This is a genomic window from Rothia amarae (assembly GCF_014705945.2).
In the GTDB taxonomy this organism is placed as follows: Bacteria; Actinomycetota; Actinomycetes; order Actinomycetales; family Micrococcaceae; genus Rothia; species Rothia amarae.
Window position 1 is genome coordinate 1,311,946 of the sequence record NZ_CP061538.1, and the last position, 24,257, is coordinate 1,336,202.

A 24,257-nucleotide genomic window follows, 5' to 3' on the forward strand; every position below is an offset into this window, starting at 1 on the left:
GGTAGAGCCTATTCGCTCTCGTGGGCTGCCTCTGTTGAAATAGCTGATTTCTCCGCAAGGTTTAGCGCATCTTTGGCTGCTCGGCGTAGTTTGCGATCAGACACATTGCGCTCGCCCAGAGCCGCGGGCGACCAGGCATTCATGTCTTCTTGAGAAAATTCGGTTTTCGACGCGCGGCGCTTGGGAGCCAGGCGGACGGCACCGTCAGCCAGTCTTCGAGCAGTAATCAGAAATCCAGTGTGGGCAACCATGCGGTGGTCTGGGCGTACAGCAAGACCTTCCACATGCCATCCACGAACCATCGTTTCGTGGGATTCTGGCTCGGTAAAACGTCCGTCAGCGCGTAAAGCTTCAGCGGTACGGGAAAGCTGGGTCACGGTGGCTACATAACAGATGATCACGCCACCGGGGGCAAGTGCTGTTGCCACGGCGTCGATGCACTCCCAGGGGGCGAGCATATCTAAGACGGCGCGATCCACAGAGGCAGGTTCTTCGACCTCGCCCAGGGTTTCTGCAAGATCGCCCAAAGTGATTTCCCATGCGGGGTGCGGTCCGCCAAACATGGTTTCTACATTTCCTCGCGCAATTTCTGCAAACTCTTCACGTCGTTCGAAGGAACGCAGATGCCCGAAATCACCGATAGCTCGCAATAGCGAAATTGAGAGCGCGCCCGAACCGACGCCGGCCTCGATGACACGCGCGCCTGGGAAAATATCCGCCATGGTTACAATCTGACCGGCGTCTTTGGGATAAACAACGGCTGCGCCACGAGGCATCGACAGAACAAAGTCCCGGTAAAGAGGGCGCATTGTCTGAATTTTCAGACCTTCTGAATTCTCGATGACCGTGCCTTCAGGGGCACCAATCAATTCATCATGTTTGAAGTATCCCCGATGGGAATGGTACTCCCCGCCAGCAGCCAGCGTGATTGTTGAAATTTTGCCACGTTCGTCGGTGAGCTGCACTCGCTCCCCTATACGGAAAGGTCCCCGACGATTGATGCTGCCGGTGGGTGTGTAATTCTGCATCGGTGAAAAGTTCTCCTGAAAAGAGCTATAAGTAAGAGTTACTGTCTATTCTTGCAGAAAAGAAGCCTGACACACCGGCTATCTTCTGGAGTGAGCTTGACCTAACACTGTTAGTTTCCTGCGGGATATGTACGGCGCAAATATGAAGATTCTTCATAGAGAGCCTGCGCTATGGTGCGGTGAATCAGCAAACCAACAATTCTGTGACGATCTACTACGGGATAGGCCAGAGGAACTTCCCCGCGGATGTAATAGTCTTGCTGAGCTGAGAAAACAGCTCCATTGAAGTAATCCAGAGTATCTAGCCTTGTCCCGCTGAGGGGAATTCCTACCCCCAGAGGTACCGCTAGCTGTGCAATAGGTTCGTTGAGCTGCCCCGACGAAATAGCCGACCGTAGGGCCTCGGCAGGAACCCACGATGACGAATGTTCGGGAGAACCTACCAGCAGGGAGGAGTGCCCGTCCCACCCAGATGCGACATCCACAATTTGCTCATTTTCTTGAACAAACACTGCCGATTGGCAAATATTTTCTACCCGCAACCGGTCTGACGACGAACTCTGGTTTCCAACCGAGGTAAGGGCAGGAAAACCGGCTGACCAGAGGTAGCTACACACCATCACTAAGATGGCTAGATTTACCATGCTTGATGTCAATCCGAAGTAAATGAATGCAGCGATGAAGATAGGGATAATCATCAGCGTGACCCATGCCGTGTACTTCACGCCCTGAGAACGCAGTCTCGTGAAGTGGGTAATCAACGCTTCCAATGCATGTCCGCCGTCGAGCGGATAGGCAGGAACAAGATTGAAAAGAGAGATAAAGAAGTTTGCTTGTGCTGCCAGCAGGAAACCCAGTCCCCAGGCGGAAGGCCCTAACAAGCCCGCGATCAGCCACAACAAACCTGCAAAAAGCAGGTTTACCAGCGGGCCTGCCATAGAAACTAAGAATGAAGAAACTGCTGTTCCAGGTGTCAATTTGGTGACACCGCCCCACAGGGTCAGCGAAATATAGAGAACTTTTTGACCCCGAGCAAGCCCCACCACAGCGTGCGCTACCTCGTGAATCAATACTCCTAGCGCCACCAGGATAGCCAGCACGGAGGAGATGATAAAGGGGCGGAGACCGCTGGAGGAAGAAAGACTCTGCAAGAAGAGCCCGTATCCAAGGCTCACCACCAGCATCAGCACAAACCACGAAGGCTTTAGATAAACAGGTACCCCACGCACCTTCATAATTTTTAGACCCAGGCTTTTTTCCATATCTCCCTTTTCTATTTCCTCTCAGATTACAGGTTTTGTTCTCCCCAACATGCTCTGAGGGGCTGTGGAATTCAAAAATCACCACTAGAATGGTCTGGTGTCTTTTGCTAATCATTTTCCAGAAAACCTTTTTTCCCAGTCCTCCTCTGATGATTCGGGGTACACCACGGTAATGCTGTGCGCATTTGAAGGTTGGAATGACGCCGGCTCGGCAGCAACAGAAACCCTGACCTACCTGGAAAGAATATATTCTGCACAGGAACTTTCTGGTTTTGAAAGCGAAGATTTCTATGACTTCACCACTAACCGTCCCCTCCTCATTTCGCAGGACGACGGAACCGGTCAAATCACCTGGCCGTCAATTTCTATGCATCGTTGGACGGACGAGAGTCGCCGCATACATTTCATCACAGTGACAGGTCCTGAACCACAGCTCAAATGGCATACATTTGTGGCTGCCTTAATGGGCGCAGCGCGCGAGTTTGGCGTCGACCACATCGTCTTGCTGGGCGCTTTGCTAGCCGAAGTGCCCCACACTCAAGTATTTCCGGTCAACGTCACTAGCTATTCCCCGACACTGCGAGAGAACGATAGGGTTCATCAGCAGTCCTACACCGGCCCCACGGGCATCATTGGTGTACTGGCTCATACTGCTCGTCAATATGGAATCTCAGATCTTTCGCTCTGGGTTTCGATTCCTCACTATGCTGGGCACCCACCGCACCCCAAAGCCACATTGGAACTGCTTCGCGGCATAGAATCACTCTTTTCACTAGCAATTCCCCTGCGCACCATTGAAGAAGAAACACTTGCGTGGGAACGCGGTGCAGCAGAACTCATGGAAGAAGAACCCGAACTCGCCGCTTACGTCAAGCAGCTTGAATCCGATCAAGAAAATTCATCTCTGGAAAATATGTCGGGTGAAGATATAGCGGCCGAATTCGAGCGCTTTCTTAAAAGACGAGACGGTTAATGCTTTAGCCGTAATCGCAAAGGAGGGGAACCGATTTTTCGGTCCCCCTCCTTTGATAAACAGTTCATGCTAAAGGATAACGCCCAAGCGCGCGTTCAACAGGTCAGTGATGAGTTTCGCACCGCCACCGCGACCATTCTTGAGGGTGGACAGAGCCCAATCATCAAGCGCTGAGAGAGCATCCAGGGTATTCAAATCATCGGCCAGGAACTTTCGTACGGTTTTGAGCGTAGCTTCCGCAGCTTCATCCGTTTCGGCTGACGCTAAACCGATAGCCTGCCGATATACTTCCAAGCGAGTCTTGGCTTTTTCTAGAATATCGTCGGTCCAGAACCAGTCATCACGGTAGTGATTCGCCAGAATTGCAAGCCGGATAGCACTGGGGTCAACACCCTGCGCACGCAGCTTGGACACCAACACAAGGTTGCCCAAAGACTTACTCATCTTTTCGCCGTCGAGCCCTACCATGCCGGCATGTGCATAATGGCGCGCCATGGGTTTACCTGTGAGAGCATAGGCGTGTCCCGCTCCCATGTCGTGGTGAGGGAACTGAAGATCCGAACCACCCGCTTGAACTGAAAAGGGCGCCGGCAAATACTTTTGCGCAATCGTGGTGCACTCAATATGCCAGCCGGGGCGCCCCTTGCCGAGCGAACGCCCGTCCCATGAGGGCTCACCATCGCGCTCAACCCGCCATAGAAGCGGATCAAAGGGGTCGCGCTTACCTGGACGTTGGGGGTCTCCACCGCGTTCTGCAAAGATGGGGTACATGGCGTCCCGGTCTAGATTACAAATCTGACCCAAGACCCAGTGCTCAGGATCCTCTGCATTGATTTCAGCCGCGCGGTTGACGTCGAAGTAGACATCACCGGCAGGTTGCTGAACGCCGTCCTTTTCAAACCCTTCAACACGGTAGGCAATTCCTCGTTCAAGCAGAGTCTCGACAGCTTCTACGACCAAGGGAATAGTCTCCACCGCGCCCATGTAATGATCGGGGGCAATAACGTTGAGAGCCTCCATATCAGCACGGAAAAGGTCAGTCTGTTCCTCGGCCAAGTCTCGCCAATCAACACCGGTAGCCTCTGCGCGCTCCAGCAAAGGGTCGTCAACGTCAGTCACATTCTGCACATAGACGACGTCGCTGCCTGCGTCTTTCCAGGCGCGGTTGAGCATATCGAATGCTACGTAAGTGGAAGCATGCCCCATATGAGTAGCGTCATAAGGGGTAATTCCGCAAACATAGAGGCTTGCGGTGTCCTCCGCTTCAAGCTCAACAATCTTCTGAGCTGCCGAATCATATAACTTAGGCTGGGGAGCTTTGCCAGGGAGCTGAGGTACTTCAGCAGACTTCCACGCGCGCATCAAAATCCTTTCGAAAAACTATTTACAGGTAAAACAATACTCGCTCCCCTCTAATGAGAAGAGCGAGTATGGGAAGTTTTAGCTATTAGGTGCAAGGATGCCGAAGCCCAACAGCACATAGAGCAAGATGCCCAATGCAATGCGGTACCAAACAAAGATTGAGTAGCTATTGTTTGATACGAACTTCAGGAACCATCCAATAATGAAGTAACCGACCACGAACGCGACCAAGGTAGCAACCAGAGTTGAACCAAGACCATAATATCCAGTGAATCCTTCAGACAGGCTATCTGCAAACTTGTAAAGACCAGAAGCGAACACAGCGGGCAATGCCAGCAAGAAAGAATAACGAGCAGCTGCTTCACGGGTATAGCCCATCAGCAAGCCCGCGGTAATGGTACCGCCGGAGCGAGATACGCCGGGGATCAGCGCGAGAGCCTGTGCAAATCCGTAGATAATACCGTGTTTTACGGTCAAATCCTGAAGTTCACGCTGTTCCTTACCAATGCGGTCTGCAATAGCCAGGAAAATACCGAAAACAATCAGCATAGTTGCCACAATCCACATAGAGCGGAAAGTAGTATCGATTGCATTTTCCAATAGTAGACCCAAAATACCGATGGGCAAGGAACCGATAATAATGAACCAGCCCATCCGTGCGTCGGGGTCTTTTTTATCAACCCGCCCGGTGAGCGAACCAAACCAGTTCTTAAGAATCCGAACGATATCGCGCCAGAAAAATACCAAAACTGCAGTTTCCGTACCCAGCTGAGTAATCGCAGTAAATGCTGCGCCAGGGTCGGCGGTATCGGGTAAGAACTGACTTACGATTCGAATATGTCCTGAGGACGAAATCGGTAAGAACTCGGTGAGGCCTTGCACCAGGCCCAAAATAATTGCTTGTATCCATTCCACCCACGAAACTTTACCGGTTAAAGCAACAACACAGTGATTGATTTACACCACTGTGTTGCATCTCTAGGAATTTTAGAGGATAGAATACCTCTCAGCAGCTTACTGTTCTAAGTTGTCGTCTTCCTCAAACTCGATGTCGTCCTCTTCATCGAAGTCATCCTCAAAGTCCTCGTCTTCTTCATCCAAGAAAACTTCAAGCGGGGTTACTTCTTCATAATCGTCGAAGAGGGTCTCTTCATATCTCTCGAAGGCGTTAGCGACTGCTACATAAGCATTATCAATAGCGGGATCGTGTTCACCCCGACGGTTGACGATAGCGGTAAGATGCTCTTCAAGAGCATTGGTTAATGCTGCTAGCGCAGCTCGAGATTCGTTACTCATACCTTAGACGTTATCGCGGATTTCGCATCAGCAAAAGTATTTGGGAGGAAAATTTGCGAGAACAAGAGGTGGGCTTCGCAAATGTTCGTATTGCAGGTAAAGATCAGAGGTTTGAATACCTTACTATCACTGTAGAACCGCATGAGAGCGTGAAAGAAGCACGTGCTCGTGTGATGGAACATTCAGAGTATGGGCGCTGGGAACTTGCGCGTTCAGTCATTCTTTATGGTGGACGACGTCGCTTCTGGTTGCGCCGTCGGGTCATCCGCGTGCACAAGACAGTCTCATTTATTTAGGTGATAGATATCTAATCTCATATGCAAAACGGTGGCGAAGAAATATCTTCACCACCGTTTATATTTTCTTTGCCTCTTGCTTATTGAGCTTGAGTGTAGTTACTCAATCGTGAGTATTGGTTAGAAACCAATTTGCTTCAACGAGTTATTGATAGCTGCAGCTGATTTCTGCAGTTTTTCGATTTCCTCGTCGCCCAGTGGGATCTCAAGAACCTGTTCGACTCCCCCATAAGAAACGATGGAGGGCAAGGAAAGAGCTGCATCGCCCTCAATGCCATAGCGACCATTGATTTGAGTTGAGACAGGTAGCACTGCGCGCTGACCTTTAAGAATTGCTTCTGCAATTCGAGCTGCAGAAATACCAATTGCGTAATTTGTAGATCCCTTGCCCTCAATGATGCGGTAGGCTGCCTGCATAGCTTCGAGTGCAAGTTCTTCCTTGACCTCAGGGGTGAAAATGATTTCACCGCCCTTGGTCCACTCATCGATGGGGACCATACCAATGTTGGCGGCTGTCCATACGGGGAACTCAGAATCGCCATGTTCACCGATAATGTTTGCGTGAACTGAACGCATGGAAACATCTGCGCGATCGGCGATGAGCCAGCGTAGGCGGGAAGAGTCAAGAACAGTACCTGATGCAAAGCAACGCTCAGTGGGAAGTCCTGTAATTTTTTGGGCTACTACCGCCAGAACATCACAGGGGTTAGTAACAATCATCAAAGTGGCATTGGGAGCCACTTCCATGATGGGAGGGAGCATTGATTCAAAGATTCGGACGTTCGCTGCGGCCAGCTCAAGACGGGGCTGACCAGGTTGCTGGCGAGCACCTGCGGTAACGATAATCAAATCGCAATCGCGCAAAAGCTCTACGTCCGATCCACCAATGACGGTGGCTTCATGGGCGAACATCGAACCGTGTGAAATATCCAGAGCTTCAGCGATAGCTCGCTCAGTAGCGATATCGTAGATGACGATTTCATCTGCAGTTCCACGAAGCATTGCTGCATACGCAGTTGCAGAACCAACGCCGCCTGCACCTAGAATGCCGAGCTTCCTGCCGTTTTTCGGAGCGGTTGTCATTTCAACGCCTTCCTCGAGGGGTAACTAACGGGTTAAACCCATTAAACACCTTCTAGAGAAGGAATTTGGGATTTCATGTTGTTATCTGTGCGCTTCGGTGCGGTTGAACAACTATTCACGCAGGTCATTCCGTTGGAAAATCCCGGAAAACCACATAAAGCCAAATTGACACTTTGTTTTACATCACATTATAAATGTTTCTAAATGTTAATTATTCCGCCATATAAAGCTCATCACACTTTTTAAACGGACGGCAGCTTCATGTCTTTAGCATGAAATAGGTTAGCTACATAAATCCGTTGAAATGTAGCTTTAGTGTAGATTGACTCTAATTACTTCCGTAGCTGAGTTCATTATTTTTCTAGAGAGCAAGGGGGAAATTTCTATCTGTACACTCAGGTTTGACGATATTTTTCCTCTCAGACCAAAACCTCTTGAAAAGGAATCTCACACATGTGGCAGCAGGTCTATGATCCTCTGGGCTCTCCCTATCTTTCCGCACTGGTCGCGGCTATTCCGATTATTATTTTCCTCTTGGGGCTGACCGTCCTCAAATGGTCCGGCCTCAACGCAGCAATAGTTTCTCTCATAACAACTGTTGTTCTAGCCGTCTTTGTGTTCCACATGCCTCTTGCGGCGTCTCTTTCCGCCTCGGGGTACGGCGTTCTAAACGGCCTGTGGCCCATCGGCTGGATTGTTTTGATGGCTGTGTGGCTTTACAGAATCACTGTTCGAGCCGGGAATTTTACCGTAATTAAGGGATCGATCTCCGCTATCTCCGCAGATCAACGACTTCAGGTTTTGCTCATTGCTTTTTGCTTCGGCGGCTTCCTTGAAGGCGCTGCTGGATTCGGTATTCCGATTGCTATCTGTGCCGCACTACTCGTCACCTTGGGTTTCAACCCGATTAAAGCGTCCCTCTACTCTTTGATTGCCAACGTAGCGTCCGGTGCTTACGGTGCAATCGGTATCCCTGTAATAGTTGGCGCTAAACAAGGTGGCGTAGACCCTTCAGCTCTTAACGCGGAAATGGTGCCGGTCTTGCAAATTATCAGCGTCTTTATTCCGCTGCTCATTGTTCTTGTACAAGACGGCTTACGAGGAGTTCGCCAGGTTGGCTGGGTAGCGCTCGTCATAGGTATCGTCGTTTCTGGTCTGCAAGCTCTTATTCTCACTACAGTCGGTCCTGAACTCGTCGATATTGTTCCTCCGCTGGTTGGGTTAGTAATTCTTGCTCTTATCTGCATGAAATGGCAACCTTCCTATATCTACCGCGAGGAAAATGCACCTGCTTTGGAACACGAATCAAACACTTCGTTCAAGGCTAGTGAAATCCTCAAGGCATGGAGCCCCTTCTTAATTCTCTCTGGATTCATTCTTTTGTGGTCCGTTCCTGCAGTGAAAGCTCTATGGGGCGAAAAAGGTCTATTGGCATGGAGCAATATCAAGATTCAGATGCCAGCATTGCACCAGAAAATTGAGCAGGTTGCCCCCATTGTTCAGACTCCGAAACCAATGACAGCCGTTTACACCTGGTCCATTATCGGCGCTTCAGGTACAGCTATTTTGCTTGCTGTTTTACTCACTGTCGTTGTTTCTAACATTTCATGGAAAGAAGCTGGTGAAGAATTCAAGGGCGCTATCTTGCAGCTGTGGAAGCCTGTAGTCATGATTTGCTTGGTGATGGCAGTTGCTAACGTTATGAACTTTGGCGGCATGAGCTCATCCATTGCGTTGGCGGTGGCAAAGACTGGATTCATATTCCCCTTCCTCTCCCCCGTCATCGGCTGGATTGGCGTGTTTGTAACCGGTTCGGTAGTCAATAACAACACCCTCTTCGCTGCTCTACAGGCAACGACGGCACAGCAGATTGGTGCAAGCCCGAACCTCCTTGTTGCTGCCAATACCGCTGGTGGTGTCGTGGCGAAGATGGTTTCGCCCCAGTCGATTGCAATCGCTGCGGCATCGGTTAACATGGCGGGAGAGGAGGCAAAGATTACAAATGCGGCCATCAAATACAGCTTGGCACTGTTGGCCATCATGTGCATCTGGGTTTTTGCTCTCTCCTTCATCTTCTAAGAGATATTAAATTCAAAATAAAGTGTGAGCCCCGTAATTGAAAGTACGGGGCTCCTCTTATCACCAGAAGATATCAACAAAAAAGAGCCCCACATTCTGTGGAGCTCTTTTTTATATATACTTTGTGCGCGGAGGGGGACTTGAACCCCCACCCTCGATATATGAGGACTAGCACCTCAAGCTAGCGCGTCTGCCTATTCCGCCACCCGCGCAGGTGATGTTTTAGATAAGTTTTTTCAAACCTCTCTTGGCAACAGGTAATAATTTACACGGGTATCTGAAGGGACGCAAATCGAGGCGACCTCTTTTGGAGTGTTTCGCACCACAACTTCATGTAAGGTCGCCTTCAGAAAGAAGCCCCACCTATTTATAGTCCAGATGTATCTGTTGCTACATTATTTCTGTGAACAATGAAAATCTTACTCAGCAAGAAGCCAGTGAGCGAGCAAACCTCCTCACCGTCGATACCTACGATGTGCACGTCGACCTTACCTACGCGTCCGATACGACGTTCGACTCCTACCCCACGGTTACCACCGTGAAATTCGCGGCCCAGGAAGGTGGGTCAACGTTCATCGACTACATCCACCACTCTGTCGATTCAGTAAAACTCAATGGTCGGCATCTCAACGTCAACGACGTCGTTGAAGGCTCACGCATCATCCTCAAGAATTTGGCTAAAGAAAATATATTAACCATTCACGGCAGATCTTATTTTTCTCGTTCTGGCGAGGGAATGCACCGGTTTATCGACCCCAGCGACCAGCGCACCTATCTCTATACCCAGTACGAACCAGCCGATGCTCGACGCGTCTTTCCGAACTTTGAACAGCCAGACCTCAAAGCAGTTTTCAATTTCCGCATTACCGCCCCTAAAAATTGGGTGGTCAGCTCCAACGCCGAGTTAGAACGCACCGTTGAGGATCCTTCTGATAGCTCGATTACAAAACGAGTCTTCAAGTCAACAGAGCGAATCTCGACGTATATCACCACTATTTTGGCGGGTGAATACTTTGTAGCAACGGACCGATACGAGCCTCAATCCGCAATCAATTCGGGGGCGATGCCACTAGTGGCGTACTGCCGCCAATCCCTTAAAGAGCACTTTGACTCTGACGACATTTTCAGCGTTACCAAAGCAGGTCTCGACTTCTTCCAGGACCTCTTTGATTATCCCTACCCTTACCCCAAATACGAGCAAGCATTTGTGCCGGAATATAACTTGGGCGCAATGGAAAACCCCGGCATGGTTACATTTACCGAGAACTATCTGTTTGAATCCGGGGCGACTGAAGCCCAGCTAGAGGCGCGTGCGAACGTCATTTGCCACGAAATGAGCCATATGTGGTTTGGTGACCTCGTCACGATGAAATGGTGGAATGATCTTTGGCTGAAAGAGTCGTTTGCCGAGTTCATGGGAACTCTGGGATCAAAACAAGCAGGGCAGTTCGACGAGGCATGGGTAACCTTCGCCAACAGTCGTAAGGCATGGGCTTATACTCAAGACCAGATGCCGACCACCCACCCCATCGTGGCTGAAATTCCCCATCTTGAAGCTGCAAAACAGAATTTTGACGGTATTACCTACGCCAAGGGTTCATCAGCTCTCAAACAGCTTGTTGCCTACGTAGGTTTTGAAACTTTCATCCAAGCCGCCCGTCTTTATTTCAAACGCTTTGCCGGTGGCAACACCACTCTGAATGATTTCCTCACCGTGCTCGATGAAGTTTCTGAACGAGACGTCATTACCTGGGCATCAGCCTGGTTGCAGACCAAAGGTCTATCGAAGCTCTACGCGCATCGACGATACGACAAAGCAGGAAACCTCCTCAAACTTGAGGTGGAGCAGCAACTACCTGCAGCCGTGTCCCCTAGCATAGGACGCCCCCACCAGCTCAATATTGGCACCTTCAAGCTCCAGGACTCCAAGCTAGAACTCACTGACACCATACCGCTGGAAATCCCTGCTGGCGACCATTCGCTCGTGACTGTACCGCTCTCGGAGAGCCAGAAACTTTCTGTTACTGAAGCCGATGCCATTTTGCTCAACACAGAAGATCTCACCTACGCAAAAGTAGTTGTCAGCCCAGAGAATGGGCGGGCAACCGCCCTCCAATATGTCTCGACTGTCTCAGATTCTCTGTCCCGTGGGCTCATCTGGGGTAGCCTCTGGAACCAGGTGCGCGATGCCGAACTAGAAGTTCACGAGTTCCTCGTCGCCGTCGAGAATAGCTTGGCTCAAGAAAAATCAGCCACCCTGCTGACCAGCATTACCTCCCAGGCGCAAACAGCAATTGCACACTACGTCCCCGCTGAACAACGTTTACCCCTGTGGGATTCGCTCCTAGCAGCTCTCAAGAAGGCAAGTGCCTCTGCGGAACCAGGAAGCGACCAGCAGCTCATTCTAATCCGCGCCATTCTTTCGGTAGCAGCCCATACTCCTGAGGGGAAAGAGGTTGCCGAACTATTCGCCCCGGGTGCAGTTGTTGGCTCCACAGCAGAAACCGATAGATTCCCAGGCATGCATCTGAATCCCACCCTTGGATGGTCTGCACTCAAGGCACTTGCATGCCTTAACGAAACCACCGAAGATATCCTGCAGCAAGCTCAAGCCCACACAGCCAGCGCCCTCGGAGACCGAGGATACGCGGAGGCTAGTGCTTCCCTTCCCCAGCGGGAGAACAAAGTGAATGCGTTTCATCGCGTCCTTACTGACTCAGAGCTGTCTAACGATATTCTCACCGCTACAGCACGTGGTTTCCAACACGGCTCTTCCACTTTGAGGGAAGGACTAGACCTGCAATATTTCGATGCCCTACTGAATACCTGGCAGGAAAAATCCATTGGAATGGCATCGCGTGTGATCCTAGGCCTTTACCCCCAGGTAAACATTGCCGACGGAAAGGGGGACAATAATCCTGTCGTAAGGCAGACCAAAGAATGGCTCGATAAACATCCTCAAGCACCTTCTGCCCTCCGCCGTCTGCTGCTCGAACTCCTCGATGACGCACAGCGAGCCCTGCGTGGTCAGCATTTCAACCAGGGGTAGAGCATTATTTGATTCATATTCCTTACTTACTCTGAGAGCTCTCTGAGAAAAAGTAAAGATAAGAGCCGGTTTGACATGATAAGCACTGTCAAACCGGCTTTTTCGTGAGAAGCTATAACTTGAGAAAATGCGATAAAAAGAAGGAGCACGCCTTGACCGATTACTCACTCGGAGATCGCGGAACCCTCAGGGTTATTACCGATGATTACTACGATGCCGAGATTCTTCAGGTCTTTGAGGAGCTCCAAATTGATCGAGAAAAGGTGTGGAACGGTGAAGCACGACTTATTCCTGAACCTAATAATCCCTATGAACCCAATAGCATTGCCGTCTATATAGACGACATCAAAATAGGACGTCTCTCCCCTGCCGATTCTGCCGAGTACTGGAAACCCATTACTCGAGTCGTGGCATCAGGTTACGACGCTATCGCGCACCTGCAGCTTTCTGCCGTCCTGCGACGACGCGACGGAGAAAGCTTCATTGAGAGCGAGGGGCTACTATCTCTCAGCCCTGCCCATTCCCTCTTTCCCTTGAATCAGGCACCCACGCAGGCTACTTTGCTCCCGCAAGGTCCATCTATGAAGGTCCTGGATGAGAAGGATTACGCGGAGTACCTTCACAGCATTTTGCCGCCCAGCGGCGAAGGCCGGGTTATCCTCTCTCTAGAAGTCAACGCACTTCGTCAGCCTGATGGCAGTTTTATTGACTCTGTCGAAGTCTTCCACGATCGCAAGAAAGTGGGCAGGCTAAGCACCCAGATGTCTGAGCAACTTGCCCCTGTCATTCGTTATGCGTTTGAGCGCAACAAGCTCACCAGTGCGTGGGGAACTATCCGAGGCAATGCCTTTGAACTTTCGCTGACCGTTCAAGCGGTTAGAGCCTCAGAACTTCCTGCCGAATGGTTCGAAGAATTGCCCAACAATGTTCCTGAGCTTCTGCCTGAAACCGAAAATTTTAAGGTTCCGGAGTCATACGAACCAACAGAGGGTGAACTAAATCGCCAGAATCTATCAAAGAAAAAACGCGGTTTGGTGGGATCGTTCTCAGTAGGAGGAGGCACAGCCTCTGATAGCCCCGGTTCAGTGGAGGTGAAGAGCGGTGCTGGTGTAGAAAACCCCAATCGTCGTATTGCCTTGCTCCTGGGCATTGTAGGGGCGCTCATCCTGATCGGCGGTGTGTTCGTGGTCTTCGCAGAACCGATGTTGGGCATCTTGGCAATAGTGCTAGGAGCTTCCATTGTTTTCCTCGGTCTTTTCATGGGACGACCCCCTATGGAAGCTACCTCTGACCAGTAACTGTCAGATATCCCATACAGGAAAGGGGCTGTTCACCTCAGTGAACAGCCCCTTTCCTGTGTGAGCACTCAGAAATTCTGAGCTACTTCATCGTTAGTCTTCCCCGTAACGAGAAATGTAATCGCTCATCGTACCGTTGGTAAGAGATTGGCTGAGATCAGAGGTAGCTGCTTGGTCTAGCACCACGATGGACTGACCATCTGCTGACCAGCCTGTGCCAGCGTTGGGAAGAGTCATCATATGAAGATTTACTCCTCCGCTGCCAATATAGGGAGCCGCAATCTTGGCGATTTCACCGGCCGATAAACCGGAATCGACCGTGACATAGGGAGAAATAGTTTCAACCATTGACTTGAACTGAGTTGCATTTTCGAAGGCGCCCTTGCTCTTGATGGTATCAAGCAACCCATTCATATAGATTCGCTGGTTACGGACGCGCTGGTAATCGCCGTCGCTAAACTGATAGCGCTGACGAACGAATTGAAGAGCCTGATCGCCGTTCAAGTGCATAGGACCCTGGGTAAAGGTGTAGTCATCGGTTTGGAAGTTCAACGGAACCTGCACGGTCACGCCACCCAGCTCATCTGTGAGACCCTTAAATCCGGCGAAATCAATTTCGGCGATATGATCGATTCGAGTACCCAAGAGCTGTTCAATGGTGGCTACCTGAAGGTCAAGACCGCCGTAGTTGAGTCCGGCATTAATCTTTGCAGAACCGTACCCAGGAATATTCACCCAGGTATCGCGCATAATCGAAATGAGATATGCATCTGAGCCGTCTTTGGGTACGTGCAATAGCATGATGGTATCGGCGCGCTGTCCGCTCACAGTAGCTGCCTCGGCAGAACCGGCACGCGAGTCGCTGCCTAGCAACAGAATATCGGTAGCACCCGTTTCTGCAGGACGCGCGGTCACTTTGCCGTTTTCAACGCTGTCCGCAATGCCATTACCGTTTTTGTCGTTCTCGGTAGCGTTGTTTTTTCCGGCGTCGTTTGTAACGGTGGCGTCTTTAGAAAGAGCCTCTTTATCTGCCTGAACCTTTTTGGTGAATTCATCCACTTTCGCTACATTCCCGTCATCAGCCGGGAACTCGCTACCAGAGAATTTCTCTGTGCCATTGTTCCAAGCAGCTCCGATGGATGCGATATAGGCGCATCCACCAATACCTAGAAGCAACACAATCGCCAGGATGATGCCAGCTATAAGTTTCCCCCGTTTTTTGCGGGGTGCGGTTGCCTCTGAACCGGTATGAGACATAGTGAATTCCCTTGTACTTTAAGCCAATGAAGCGGACTGGGGCACGACGCCCTTTGTCCCCTATTGTAGTGGCTCAGATATAAAACACCCCACAACCTGTGATGTTTCACGAGTGTGGGGTGTAGCTCTAACCCAAGGTTAGAAAGAAACTTAAGCGGACTTACCGAAGTTCTTGAAACGAGCGTTGAAGCGCTCCACGCGACCAGCAGAGTCCATGATGCGCTGCTTACCGGTGTAGAACGGGTGTGACTCGGAGGAAATTTCAACCTCAACGAGGGGGTACTCGTTGCCGTCTTCCCAAGTCTCAGTCTTATTTGAGGTCATGGTGGACTTGGTGAGGATGGTCTTGCCTGATGCAAGGTCGCGGAATAGTACCGCGTGGTAATCAGGATGGATTTCTGACTTCATAGTAATACCTTCTTCTATCCCTGGATTTTGCCAGGAACTTTTGAAACGGGTTGAGATGTTATCTCATTGAATGTGCCGGTTAAACTAACCAGCTCTCTACAATAACACCGCTCGTACTCCCCCAGCACGATTTGACCGTGAATATCACCAAAATTATGCTGACTCAGGCCGAGTCTCCCAGAAAGCTACCGCCGAAGCAGCGGCAACGTTCAGCGAATCAACACCGTTGGACATAGGAATCATGACGGTGTGGGAAGTTTTCTGCAAAGTACGTGGGTGCAGACCGTGCCCCTCAGTACCCAAGACCAACGCAAGACGCTCGGGGTGCCGTCGGGCTAAGTCCGTCAGAGTTAGCGAATCTTCTTCCAGAGCTAATGCGGCGGTCGTAAACCCTTGCTCGTGGAGAATATCCAATGCGTCCGGCCACTGCCCCATTCGTGCCCAAGGCACTTGAAAGACAGTACCCATCGAAACTCGAATAGAACGACGATACAAAGGATCAGCGCAGCGCGGGGTCACCAAAACTGCATCAACGTTCAATGCTGCTGCCGAGCGAAAAATAGCCCCCACATTGGTGTGATCCACAATATCTTCCAAGATAGCTACACGCCGCGCGTTCTGCACCAAACCCTTGACCGAGACCGGTTCCGGGCGAATCATCGCTGCCAGCGCCCCTCGATGAAGGTGAAAACCGGTAACCCGCTCCAATTCATCTTCGGAACCCACATAAGCGGGAGTGTTCGGGTGAGCGTACAAAACATCCGAAAGGTCATCTGCCCATTTCTCGCTCATGAGAAAGGCATGGGGTGTGTGACCAGTATCTAGCGCCCGTCGAATAACTTTGGAAGATTCGGCGATGTAAATACCCCATTGGGGTTCGCGCAAGGACCGGAGTTTGACGTCGGTAAGCTGCTGAAAATACCGGGCGGTTTCTTCAGGCATCTCATCAAGGGGCATGACAGAAGGAATGTTCTGAATACGCTGTGAGCGCTCCACAAGATCTTCTGCAGAGAGTTGTTTTTTAGACACGAGTGCTGATTTTCAGAATCTTATTGAGCGTTGCGGGCGAAGGCCGTGAAGCGACCATGAGGAGTTGAGGAGAGGTCGAAAGCCATACCGTACGTTTTTTCCAAGTTCTCTGCAGTGATGGTTTCTGCGATAGGGCCGGAAGCCACTACTTCGCCGTTGCGCAATAGCAGCGCGTGGGTGAATCCCGGAGGAATTTCTTCGAGGTGGTGGGAAATAAGGACGGTCGCAGGTGCCGTGGGATCTTGTGCAAGGTCGGTGAGACGGGTAACCAGGTCTTCGCGACCAGCGATGTCCATACCTGCTGCGGGCTCGTCCAACAAGAGGAGTTCAGGGTCGGTCATCAGAGCGCGAGCGATGAGAGTGCGCTTTTTCTCGCCGTCGGAGAGGCTACCGAAAGTACGCTGGGCAAGATCTTGGATGCCCCAGGCAACTAGCAGTTCGTTGGCGCGCTCAGTATCAAAGCCGTCATATTCTTCATTCCAACGACCGGAAATTCCGTAGGCTGCAGTAACAATGACATCCTGAACCTTCTCGTGCTCAGGGATGGTGTGGGCAATAGCAGCGGAAGTTAGACCGATACGGGGGCGGAGTTCAAAGACGTCTACTGCACCCAGAATTTCGTCCAGGATATCTACGGTGCCGCGTGTGGGGTGCAAACGAGCGCCCGCGATGGAGAGGAGGGTTGATTTTCCGGCGCCGTTGGGGCCGAGGATGACCCACCGTTCGCCGTCGTTGACGGTCCAATTGATGTTATGGATGAGGTTTTGTGCGCCGCGGGTAACGGTGACTTGGCTAAATTCTAGTACTGAGGTCATGTATCTAACTTTAGCGGTGTGAAGGTGCGGGTGGAAAATGCGGTGGGTGTGTTGTGAGGTGGTTGTCAGTAGACTGTGGCTATGACAAAGAAATTTAGCTTGGTTGGCGTTTCCAATGGTTCGATTCATGCAGTTGTTGATGAAGAGCTTTTGTATGTTGCATTGAGTAGTATTGATGGTCTTGAGGTTGAGGCGGGGATGGAGTTGGTTGTTCCTGAATCTGCTGTGGAGGGCGAATTTGAGAGCGCCGGGTATTCGGCGTATGTGGCTTCTGCGTCTTACAGCGGTTCGGTGGAGAGCTTGCGGGATCATTTGCGTTCTTTGCCGGTGACGGAGACTGCTGGGCTTGATTTTGCTGTTGTTCCTGAAGCGATTACTTCGGGTGAGAAGTTATTGGTGTTGTTAGATGTTGATTCAACGTTGGTGTCTCAGGAAGTTATTGATCAGTTAGCAGCTGGGGCCGGTCGGGGTGATGCGGTGGCGGCTATTACTGATGCTGCGATGCGTGGTGAGATTGATTTTGAGAGGTCGTTGCGGGATCGTGTGGCAGTTTTGGAGGGTCAGCCTGAGTCGTTACTTTCTGAAGTGGCTGATTCGTTGACGTTTACTGCTGGTGCTTTTGCGCTGGTGCGTGCTTTGCATGATCGGGGGCATGTGGTGGGTGCTGTTTCTGGTGGGTTTATTGAGATTTTGCGTCCGTTGGCTGAGCGGATTGATTTGGATTTTGCGCGGGCGAATCGGTTGGAAATTTCTGATGGTGTGCTGACTGGAAAGTTGGCTGGTGAGGTTATTGATGCCGGTGCTAAACGTGCTGCTTTGAAGGAGTGGGCGAAGGAGGCCGGTGTTTCAAAGCAGCATGTGGTGGCGGTTGGTGACGGTGCCAACGATGAACTGATGCTGGACGAGGCTGCATTTGGTATTGCGTTTAATGCTAAGCCGGCTCTTCGAGAGGTCGCTGATGCGCAGGTTAATGTGTATCGGCTGGACGCGGTTCGTCATTTTTTGGGGCTGTAGCGTCAGTAGAGGCTCGCTGGGTTTTCACTCCTGCGTTAAACGCAAAGGGGCTGTTCACACGGTGGTGTGGACAGCCCCTTTTGTCTGCGGTGATTTGTTTATTTGATGAAGCCGGTTCCGCCGCCGACGAGTTCGGTGTGGCCGGTTTCGACATCGGCGGTTACCATCTTTGCGACTTCGTGAGCGAATTCGTTGACGGTGTAGAGTTTGCCCGCTTCTTCGCGGCGTGCTTCAAGAGCGCCGGGGTGGAGGCGGTTGAGGAGCGAGGCGGTAACGGTGCCTTCAATCATGTCTGCTGAGATAACGACCAGAGAGATGCCTTTTTCTTGCAGAGCCGGGATTTCTTCGAGGAGCGCATCTTCACCAGCGCGCTTAGAAAGCGCGACGGGGGTGTATTCCTCCATGGTTTCCACTTCGCGGATGAAGTGTGCTTGATGGCTAGTGACGAAAACGATGCGAGCCCCCTCTGGCATGTGTTCTGCAGTCAGGCGTGCTAAGCGTAACTGGGAGTCACGGTTGAGAATCATCGCGTAGTCTTCGACCATTCCTTTTTCCATGCCGCCTGAGGCGTTGAGGATGAGGTAGTCGACTCCCCCGAATTCTTGGACGGCAGTGTCTACGAGGTTACGGGCGTCGCCTTCATTGGTGATATCTGCACCGACGGCAATTGCTTTGCCGCCCTTTTCTTCGATTGCTGCAACAATTTTTTCTGCACGGGGTGCTTTGGAACGGTAGTTAATGACGATGTTTGCACCCTGTTCAGCAAGAATCTGTGCGGTGTCTGCGCCTACGCCACGAGATGAGCCGGTAATGATGATTGTTTTGCCGTGTAGTTCTGACATGTCTTTCCTTTGCATTGAGATGGGGATTGTTGGGGGCTGTATTAGTGGCCCATGCCGAGGCCGCCGTCGACGGGGATGACAGCGCCGGAGATATACGCTGCTTGGTCACTGGCGAGCCATGTGACGACGTTGGCGATTTCTTCGGGTTCTGCGAATCTACCGGCGGGGATGGATTCTTTGTACTTTGCCTGGGTTTCTTCGGGCAGTACTGCGGTCATTTCGGTGTTGATGAAACCGGGGGCTACCACGTTGGCGGTGATGTTGCGAGCGCCGAGTTCGCGGGTGATGGAGCGTGCCATGCCGACGAGTGCTGCTTTGGAGGAGGAGTAGTTGACTTGGCCAGGGCCGCCGTAGAGTCCGACGACGGAGGAGATGAGGATGATGCGGCCTCGTTTAAGTTTGAGCATTCCTTTGGTGGCGCGTTGGATGACGCGGAAGGCTCCTGTGAGATTGGTGTCGATGACGTCGGTGAAGTCTGTTTCTTTCATGCGCATGAGGAGCATGTCTTTGGTGATGCCTGCGTTGGCTACGAGTATTTCGACGGGGCCGAATTTTGCTTCGATTTCTTTGTAGGCGGCGTCGATGGATGCGGAATCGCGGACGTCTGCTTTGACGGCGAAGAAGTCGGTGGGGGCTTCGCCTGAGCGGTAGGTGATGCAGACGTTGTGTCCGGCTTCTTTGAAGGCGGTGGCGATGGCGTGTCCGATGCCGCGGTTTCCGCCGGTGACGAGGACGGTTTGGGGTGTGTTTTCTGGCATGGGGTTCCTTCCGGTGTTTTTGGGTTCTTCAGTTATCTTACTGGTGGTGGGGTGGTGGTTTGTTTTCTGTGAGGTGTTTAGTTGTGGATTTGCAGTTTAGTTTTAGACTGGTGGGGGTGTTGAGTTACACCGGTGAGTCTGAGGAGCGGCTCGTTTTCGATGGGGTGGAGGTTGCGTGGTGTCGAAGATTTGGACTGAGGAGGATTTGCGCCAGTATGGTTTGGCGTCGGATCCTGAGGTGCATTCGATTACTAGTGCGCAGGGGCGTCATTCTGAGAGTGTGGATGCGCGTTTTCGTTCGTATGCGTTGAAGATGTTTTTGCGTGTGGTGTGTATTGTTGCTGCGTTGTTTACTGATGGTTGGGTGATGTGGGCGTGTATTGTTGCCGCTGGTGTGTTGCCGTGGGTGGCTGTTGTTTTTGCTAATGGTGAGGATCGGGCGCGTTCTGAGGATTTTTCGGCGTTTTTGTCGGTGGATCAGCAGCTTGCTTTGGGTCAGGTGAAGGGGGCTGGGTCTGCTGAGGGTGAGCGGGGTTTCTCGGGGGCGCCTGAGCCGTCTGTCTCCGGTGAGGACGGGGTTGTGGGTGAGCAAGATATTGTTGAGGTGATTGATGGTGAAGTGGTAGAGGATTCTGGGCGTTGATGAGTTGTGTGTGCAGAGAGGGTGTGTGGAAGTGGATCTTTTAGGTTCTTTGGGTGCCTCTGGTATGGGGCGAGAGTCTGGCGATGTCGAAGAGGTGTTGGTGTGCTCTCGTAAGGGATGTACTGAGGTAGCGCAGTGGAAGGTGTTGTGGAATAACCCGAATATTCATACGCCTCTGCGGCGCAAGGTGTGGCTGGCGTGTGATGAGCATCGGGAGTTTTTGGAGTCTTTTCTTTCCTCGCGTGGGTTTTGGAAGGCGACGGAGGAGATTTCTTCTGCTGAGTAGGTTGGTGCGGGCAGGAAGTGTTCAGGCTGCCTGTGTAGGATAACTAATTTGTACAATGGCTAGAGTGTGAGCTAGTTGATTTTGATCCAGTTTCGAGGCGTGTGAGTGTACCGATTTCTTTTGACCGCCAAGTGGATTGCCGGTTTTATCATTTGCGTTTTGGCGTCCTTGCTGTGCCTTTATTTAGGTACGTGGCAGTGGGACCGTAAAGAGGCGCTCGATCATAAGAATTCGTTGATTACTACGAATTATCATGCTGCGCCTCTTTCGCTGGATCAGCGTCCTGATTTGTTCTCTGATTTTGATCCGGATACTCAATGGACGCCGGTGGCGATGGAAGGGCATTATCTAAGGGATCATCAGTTGTTGGTGCGTAATCGCCCCTATGAGGGTCTCAACGGTTACGACGTCGTTGTCCCTTTTGAATCCAATAATGGGGCAGTGGTTTTGATTGATCGTGGTTGGATTCCCGCCGATGAACTTGATGCTTCTCAGCCGGGTGTTGATATTCCTGCGCCACCTGCCGGTGAGGTGAAGGTTGAAGCGCGTATTCACCCGGGTGAGGGATCCAATGGTAAGGGTGCTCCCGAGGGGCAGGTTGCCTCATTGAATCTTCCTGAAATCAAGGATGAAACCGGAGTTGATATAGGCACCGGTGCTTACGGTCTTTTGGCTGAGGAAGATCCTGCTCCTGCGGTAGCGCCGGCAAAGGCAGTTGAGCCTGAACTGGATACCGGCCCCAATCTTTCGTACTCGGTGCAGTGGGCTGTTTTTGCGTTGATGTGCTACTTTGCCTATTTCTGGCTAGCGCGGCAGAAGGTGCGCAACGATGAGTTGGATGCGCAGGTCGTTGCTGAGCTAGAGGCGTATTACGCTCGTTTCTACGATGAAGAGGGTAACTATATTGGTGAGGAGGACGAGGCGGTTGTGCAGCGCAAGATGGAGATGGTCGACGATATGCCCTCGCATATGAAATCGATTGTGCGTCCTCGTTATTCAAAGAAGCGCGCTCGTCCTTCCGATGAGGAAGAGGAAGACGCGATTGTAGATCGCATGCCCTAGGAACCTGATTCGAATATATATTCGATATATGTTAAATTTGGGCTTTACCCCAGTTCCCCAAGGAGCCTAGATTTACATGATGGGTTATTCCCATTCGGTGAGCGCTGCCGCAGCCTGGTTGGCACTTGTTGAAACCGATATCATCCCCGTTCAATCACCCCAGATTTTGCTGGTCACTGCGTTGACGTGCGCTGGGGCGGGCATGCTTCCAGATATCGACCACAAAAACGGCACTATTGCACATTCCATACCGCCAGTGTCCTCAATTGTCTCAGCGGTGGTAAGTTCTCTCAGCGGTGGGCATCGCAAAGGAACCCATTCCCTAGTGGGGCTCATCTTTTTCTGGGCAGTTGCTATTTTGGCTGAGCGCCTCACTTACCAGGGCATCCCCTGGGCTTCTTTGCTCATTACCGCTTACATGGGCGGGCTAGCTCTGCGCACCTTTGGTGCGCCCGGAGGCTGGCTCGGAGCTATTGGGCTAGGCTTTCTAGCCTGGCACACTGATTCGTTGGCTATGACTCCCCTAGCCATCGGCGTCGGCGCTACCGTACACGTCATCGGCGATTTTCTCACGACGCGCGGCGTCAATCCCGCCTGGCCATTGACCTTGAAGGCACCCACTTCGAGTAGGTTCTGGAAAAAATCAGGCTACTTTGCCCTGCCGCTCCTTGGTGATGCCGGCTCCAAGCGCGAAATGGTTCTCACTAGCGCGCTCTCGCTCTACATTCTCTGGTTCGCCCTAGCCTTGGGCGGGATAGTCGACTATCCCGCCGCCAGCTGGGAGCACCTGCTTACGCCAGCGAAATAAGGTCCTGATATTCCTTGGTCCACAAATCTTCAATGGCATCAGGAAGCATGAGGACGCGTTCAGGATCAAGCGCCTCCACCGCGCCTTCATCGTGGGACACCATCACGATGGCACCCTCATACTGCTGCAGAGCATTGAGAATTTCTTCACGGGAGGCAGGATCCAAGTTGTTGGTCGGCTCATCCAGAAGCAAGACGTTCGCCTGCGAAGCCACCAGCGTAGCCAGCGACAACCGGGTCTTCTCGCCGCCAGAGAGTACAGCCGCAGGCTTCTCCACATCATCTCCGGAGAACAGGAACGAACCCAAAATAGTCCGCACCCGAGTGGCATCCAAATCTGGTGCTGCGGTGCGCATATTTTCAAGCACCGACCGCTCACCGTCGAGAATCTCGTGTTCCTGAGCGAAATAACCCACTTTAGCACCATGACCGAAAATAACCTCGCCGGTATCGGGCTGAGTCACCCCGGCAAGCATCCGCAAAAGAGTCGTCTTACCCGCACCGTTCAGACCCAAAATCACCACGCGCGAACCACGGTCAATCACCAGGTCAACATTGGTGAAAATCTCCAGTGAGCCATACGACTTAGACAGACCCTCAGCAGAAAGCGGCGTCTTACCGCACGGAGCAGGCTCGGGGAAACGAATAGCCGCCACCTTATCCTTGACCTGTTCAGCTTCAAGCCCGCGCATTAACCGCTCAGCACGCTTAATCATCTGCTGTGCCGCTACCGCCTTCGTAGCCTTCGCACGCATCTTCTCCGCCTGCGCCATCAAAGCGCCAGCCTTCTTCTCAGCATTAGCGCGCTCGCGTTTACGGCGGGCGTCGTCCTGCTCACGCTGCATCAGATAGTTCTTCCAGCTCATGTTATAGACATCGATGACGCACCGGTTAGCGTCTAGATAGAGCACTTTATTGACTACCAGCTCCATCAGCTCAACGTCGTGGCTGATGACCAGCAGACCACCCTGGAAGTTCTTCAAGAATTCGCGCAACCACACCACCGAATCATGATCCAAGTGGTTGGTGGGCTCATCCAAGAGCATGGTATCGGCATCGGAAAACAGAATACGAGCCAACTCCACACGACGGCGCTGACCACCAGAGAGCGTAGAAAGCGGCTGCTCTAACAGACGCTCAGGCAGAGCAAGGTTGTGGGTAATCGTTGCAGCCTCTGACTCCGCCGCATACCCACCGCCGGCAATAAATTCAGCTTCCAAGCGGTCATAACGGCGCATAGCTTTAGCCTGAACAGCGCTATCTTCACTGGCCATCTGCTCCTGCGTCTCACGCATCTTCCGCGCCACACCATCAAGACCCCGCGCCGAAAAAATGCGGTCCTTCGCCAGCTGGGACATATCGTCCACCTTAGGATCCTGGGGAAGGTAGCCCACCTTACCGTTTCTGGTGACTTGTCCATCAGCAGGAAGAGTTTGCCCTGCAAGTACCTTGGTCATAGTGGTCTTACCCGCACCATTGCGACCGACCAACCCAATCTTGTCTCCCTTGTCAATGCGGAAATTGACCTCATCCATGAGCAAACGTGCTCCGGCGCGAAGTTCAAGATTGGTTACAGTAATCAAGGAATGCCTTTCGGTTTCAAAATGCTA

23 protein-coding genes and 1 tRNA gene are annotated in these 24,257 nt (G+C 51.8%); 10 read left to right on the forward strand and 14 right to left on the reverse strand.

Features of this window, described 5'->3' with window-relative positions:
- Nucleotides 1-8 precede the first annotated feature (8 nt).
- Together IDM48_RS06295 and IDM48_RS06300 are read right to left on the reverse strand one after the other, a co-directional pair.
- A complete protein-coding gene (locus IDM48_RS06295; protein ID WP_238397912.1) occupies nucleotides 9-1,028 on the reverse strand; it encodes a tRNA (adenine-N1)-methyltransferase in 1,020 nt (339 codons plus the stop codon).
- A 110-nt stretch (nucleotides 1,029-1,138) separates the two neighbouring features.
- Nucleotides 1,139-2,290 (reverse strand): site-2 protease family protein, encoded by a 1,152-nt coding sequence (locus IDM48_RS06300; protein WP_145174654.1) that lies wholly within the window; start codon nucleotides 2,288-2,290, stop codon nucleotides 1,139-1,141.
- Nucleotides 2,291-2,387: 97 nt separating this feature from the next.
- Between IDM48_RS06300 and IDM48_RS06305 the strand changes: the two genes are divergently transcribed.
- Nucleotides 2,388-3,263 carry a PAC2 family protein gene (locus tag IDM48_RS06305; protein WP_190616545.1) on the forward strand — a complete coding sequence of 292 codons (876 nt, stop codon included), beginning with the start codon at nucleotides 2,388-2,390 and terminating at the stop codon, nucleotides 3,261-3,263.
- Nucleotides 3,264-3,332: 69 nt separating this feature from the next.
- Here IDM48_RS06305 and mshC read toward each other — a convergent pair whose 3' ends face one another.
- From mshC to IDM48_RS06320, 3 genes are all read right to left on the reverse strand, one after another.
- Nucleotides 3,333-4,625, reverse strand: a complete 1,293-nt coding sequence (mshC, locus tag IDM48_RS06310) for a cysteine--1-D-myo-inosityl 2-amino-2-deoxy-alpha-D-glucopyranoside ligase (protein WP_190616547.1) — start codon at nucleotides 4,623-4,625, stop codon at nucleotides 3,333-3,335.
- Nucleotides 4,626-4,703: 78 nt separating this feature from the next.
- The gene (locus IDM48_RS06315) at nucleotides 4,704-5,540 is read right to left on the reverse strand and encodes an undecaprenyl-diphosphate phosphatase (RefSeq protein ID WP_068171001.1); all 837 of its coding nucleotides are present in this window, start codon (nucleotides 5,538-5,540) and stop codon (nucleotides 4,704-4,706) included.
- 99 nt (nucleotides 5,541-5,639) lie between these two features.
- Nucleotides 5,640-5,921 carry a hypothetical protein gene (locus IDM48_RS06320; protein WP_068170997.1) on the reverse strand — a complete coding sequence of 94 codons (282 nt, stop codon included), beginning with the start codon at nucleotides 5,919-5,921 and terminating at the stop codon, nucleotides 5,640-5,642.
- Nucleotides 5,922-5,974: 53 nt separating this feature from the next.
- On the opposite strand from IDM48_RS06320, the gene IDM48_RS06325 reads away from it, so the two are divergent.
- Nucleotides 5,975-6,217 carry a DUF5703 family protein gene (locus IDM48_RS06325; RefSeq protein WP_068170994.1) on the forward strand — a complete coding sequence of 81 codons (243 nt, stop codon included), beginning with the start codon at nucleotides 5,975-5,977 and terminating at the stop codon, nucleotides 6,215-6,217.
- 120 nt (nucleotides 6,218-6,337) lie between these two features.
- Here IDM48_RS06325 and IDM48_RS06330 read toward each other — a convergent pair whose 3' ends face one another.
- Nucleotides 6,338-7,300, reverse strand: a complete 963-nt coding sequence (locus IDM48_RS06330; RefSeq protein WP_068170992.1) for an L-lactate dehydrogenase — start codon at nucleotides 7,298-7,300, stop codon at nucleotides 6,338-6,340.
- 453 nt (nucleotides 7,301-7,753) lie between these two features.
- Between IDM48_RS06330 and IDM48_RS06335 the strand changes: the two genes are divergently transcribed.
- Complete coding sequence (locus IDM48_RS06335; RefSeq protein ID WP_190616548.1) at nucleotides 7,754-9,379, forward strand: L-lactate permease; 1,626 nt, start codon at nucleotides 7,754-7,756, stop codon at nucleotides 9,377-9,379.
- Between the two features lie 125 nt (nucleotides 9,380-9,504).
- Here the strand turns inward: IDM48_RS06335 and IDM48_RS06340 are convergent.
- A tRNA-Leu gene (locus IDM48_RS06340) sits at nucleotides 9,505-9,591 on the reverse strand.
- Nucleotides 9,592-9,782: 191 nt separating this feature from the next.
- On the opposite strand from IDM48_RS06340, the gene pepN reads away from it, so the two are divergent.
- Entirely contained in the window at nucleotides 9,783-12,428 is a 2,646-nt protein-coding gene (pepN, locus tag IDM48_RS06345) for an aminopeptidase N (RefSeq protein WP_190616550.1), read from the forward strand.
- A gap of 152 nt (nucleotides 12,429-12,580) precedes the next feature.
- A complete protein-coding gene (locus tag IDM48_RS06350; RefSeq protein ID WP_190616551.1) occupies nucleotides 12,581-13,726 on the forward strand; it encodes a hypothetical protein in 1,146 nt (381 codons plus the stop codon).
- Nucleotides 13,727-13,819: 93 nt separating this feature from the next.
- On the opposite strand, the gene IDM48_RS06355 is transcribed toward IDM48_RS06350, so the two are convergent.
- From IDM48_RS06355 to IDM48_RS06370, 4 genes are all read right to left on the reverse strand, one after another.
- Entirely contained in the window at nucleotides 13,820-14,983 is a 1,164-nt protein-coding gene (locus IDM48_RS06355) for an LCP family protein (RefSeq protein ID WP_190616553.1), read from the reverse strand.
- A 150-nt stretch (nucleotides 14,984-15,133) separates the two neighbouring features.
- Nucleotides 15,134-15,391 carry a type B 50S ribosomal protein L31 gene (locus IDM48_RS06360; RefSeq protein WP_068170978.1) on the reverse strand — a complete coding sequence of 86 codons (258 nt, stop codon included), beginning with the start codon at nucleotides 15,389-15,391 and terminating at the stop codon, nucleotides 15,134-15,136.
- Nucleotides 15,392-15,544: 153 nt separating this feature from the next.
- Complete coding sequence (locus IDM48_RS06365) at nucleotides 15,545-16,348, reverse strand: TrmH family RNA methyltransferase (protein ID WP_190618681.1); 804 nt, start codon at nucleotides 16,346-16,348, stop codon at nucleotides 15,545-15,547.
- A gap of 92 nt (nucleotides 16,349-16,440) precedes the next feature.
- Nucleotides 16,441-17,235, reverse strand: a complete 795-nt coding sequence (locus IDM48_RS06370; protein ID WP_190616555.1) for an ABC transporter ATP-binding protein — start codon at nucleotides 17,233-17,235, stop codon at nucleotides 16,441-16,443.
- 81 nt (nucleotides 17,236-17,316) lie between these two features.
- Between IDM48_RS06370 and serB the strand changes: the two genes are divergently transcribed.
- Complete coding sequence (gene serB, locus IDM48_RS06375) at nucleotides 17,317-18,249, forward strand: phosphoserine phosphatase SerB (protein ID WP_190616556.1); 933 nt, start codon at nucleotides 17,317-17,319, stop codon at nucleotides 18,247-18,249.
- A 98-nt stretch (nucleotides 18,250-18,347) separates the two neighbouring features.
- Here serB and IDM48_RS06380 read toward each other — a convergent pair whose 3' ends face one another.
- Nucleotides 18,348-19,091: an SDR family oxidoreductase gene (locus IDM48_RS06380; RefSeq protein ID WP_190616558.1), complete on the reverse strand. Its 744-nt coding sequence runs from the start codon at nucleotides 19,089-19,091 to the stop codon at nucleotides 18,348-18,350.
- A 41-nt stretch (nucleotides 19,092-19,132) separates the two neighbouring features.
- Entirely contained in the window at nucleotides 19,133-19,849 is a 717-nt protein-coding gene (locus IDM48_RS06385; protein ID WP_145174596.1) for a beta-ketoacyl-ACP reductase, read from the reverse strand.
- 175 nt (nucleotides 19,850-20,024) lie between these two features.
- Here IDM48_RS06385 and IDM48_RS06390 point away from each other — a divergent pair, with 175 nt between their 5' ends.
- The 4 genes from IDM48_RS06390 (at nucleotide 20,025) to IDM48_RS06405 (ending at nucleotide 22,648) form a co-directional block, all read left to right on the forward strand.
- On the forward strand, nucleotides 20,025-20,492 hold the full coding sequence (locus IDM48_RS06390; RefSeq protein ID WP_145174593.1) for a DUF3099 domain-containing protein: 468 nt from the start codon (nucleotides 20,025-20,027) through the stop codon (nucleotides 20,490-20,492).
- A 25-nt stretch (nucleotides 20,493-20,517) separates the two neighbouring features.
- Entirely contained in the window at nucleotides 20,518-20,778 is a 261-nt protein-coding gene (locus IDM48_RS06395) for a hypothetical protein (protein ID WP_318275042.1), read from the forward strand.
- 105 nt (nucleotides 20,779-20,883) lie between these two features.
- Nucleotides 20,884-21,840 (forward strand): SURF1 family cytochrome oxidase biogenesis protein, encoded by a 957-nt coding sequence (locus IDM48_RS06400; RefSeq protein ID WP_238397914.1) that lies wholly within the window; start codon nucleotides 20,884-20,886, stop codon nucleotides 21,838-21,840.
- Nucleotides 21,841-21,916: 76 nt separating this feature from the next.
- Complete coding sequence (locus tag IDM48_RS06405; RefSeq protein ID WP_190616560.1) at nucleotides 21,917-22,648, forward strand: metal-dependent hydrolase; 732 nt, start codon at nucleotides 21,917-21,919, stop codon at nucleotides 22,646-22,648.
- On the opposite strand, the gene IDM48_RS06410 is transcribed toward IDM48_RS06405, so the two are convergent.
- A complete protein-coding gene (locus IDM48_RS06410) occupies nucleotides 22,632-24,230 on the reverse strand; it encodes an ABC-F family ATP-binding cassette domain-containing protein (protein WP_190616562.1) in 1,599 nt (532 codons plus the stop codon). The two genes, IDM48_RS06405 and IDM48_RS06410, sit on opposite strands and share 17 nt — an antisense overlap.
- Nucleotides 24,231-24,257: the final 27 nt, after the last annotated feature.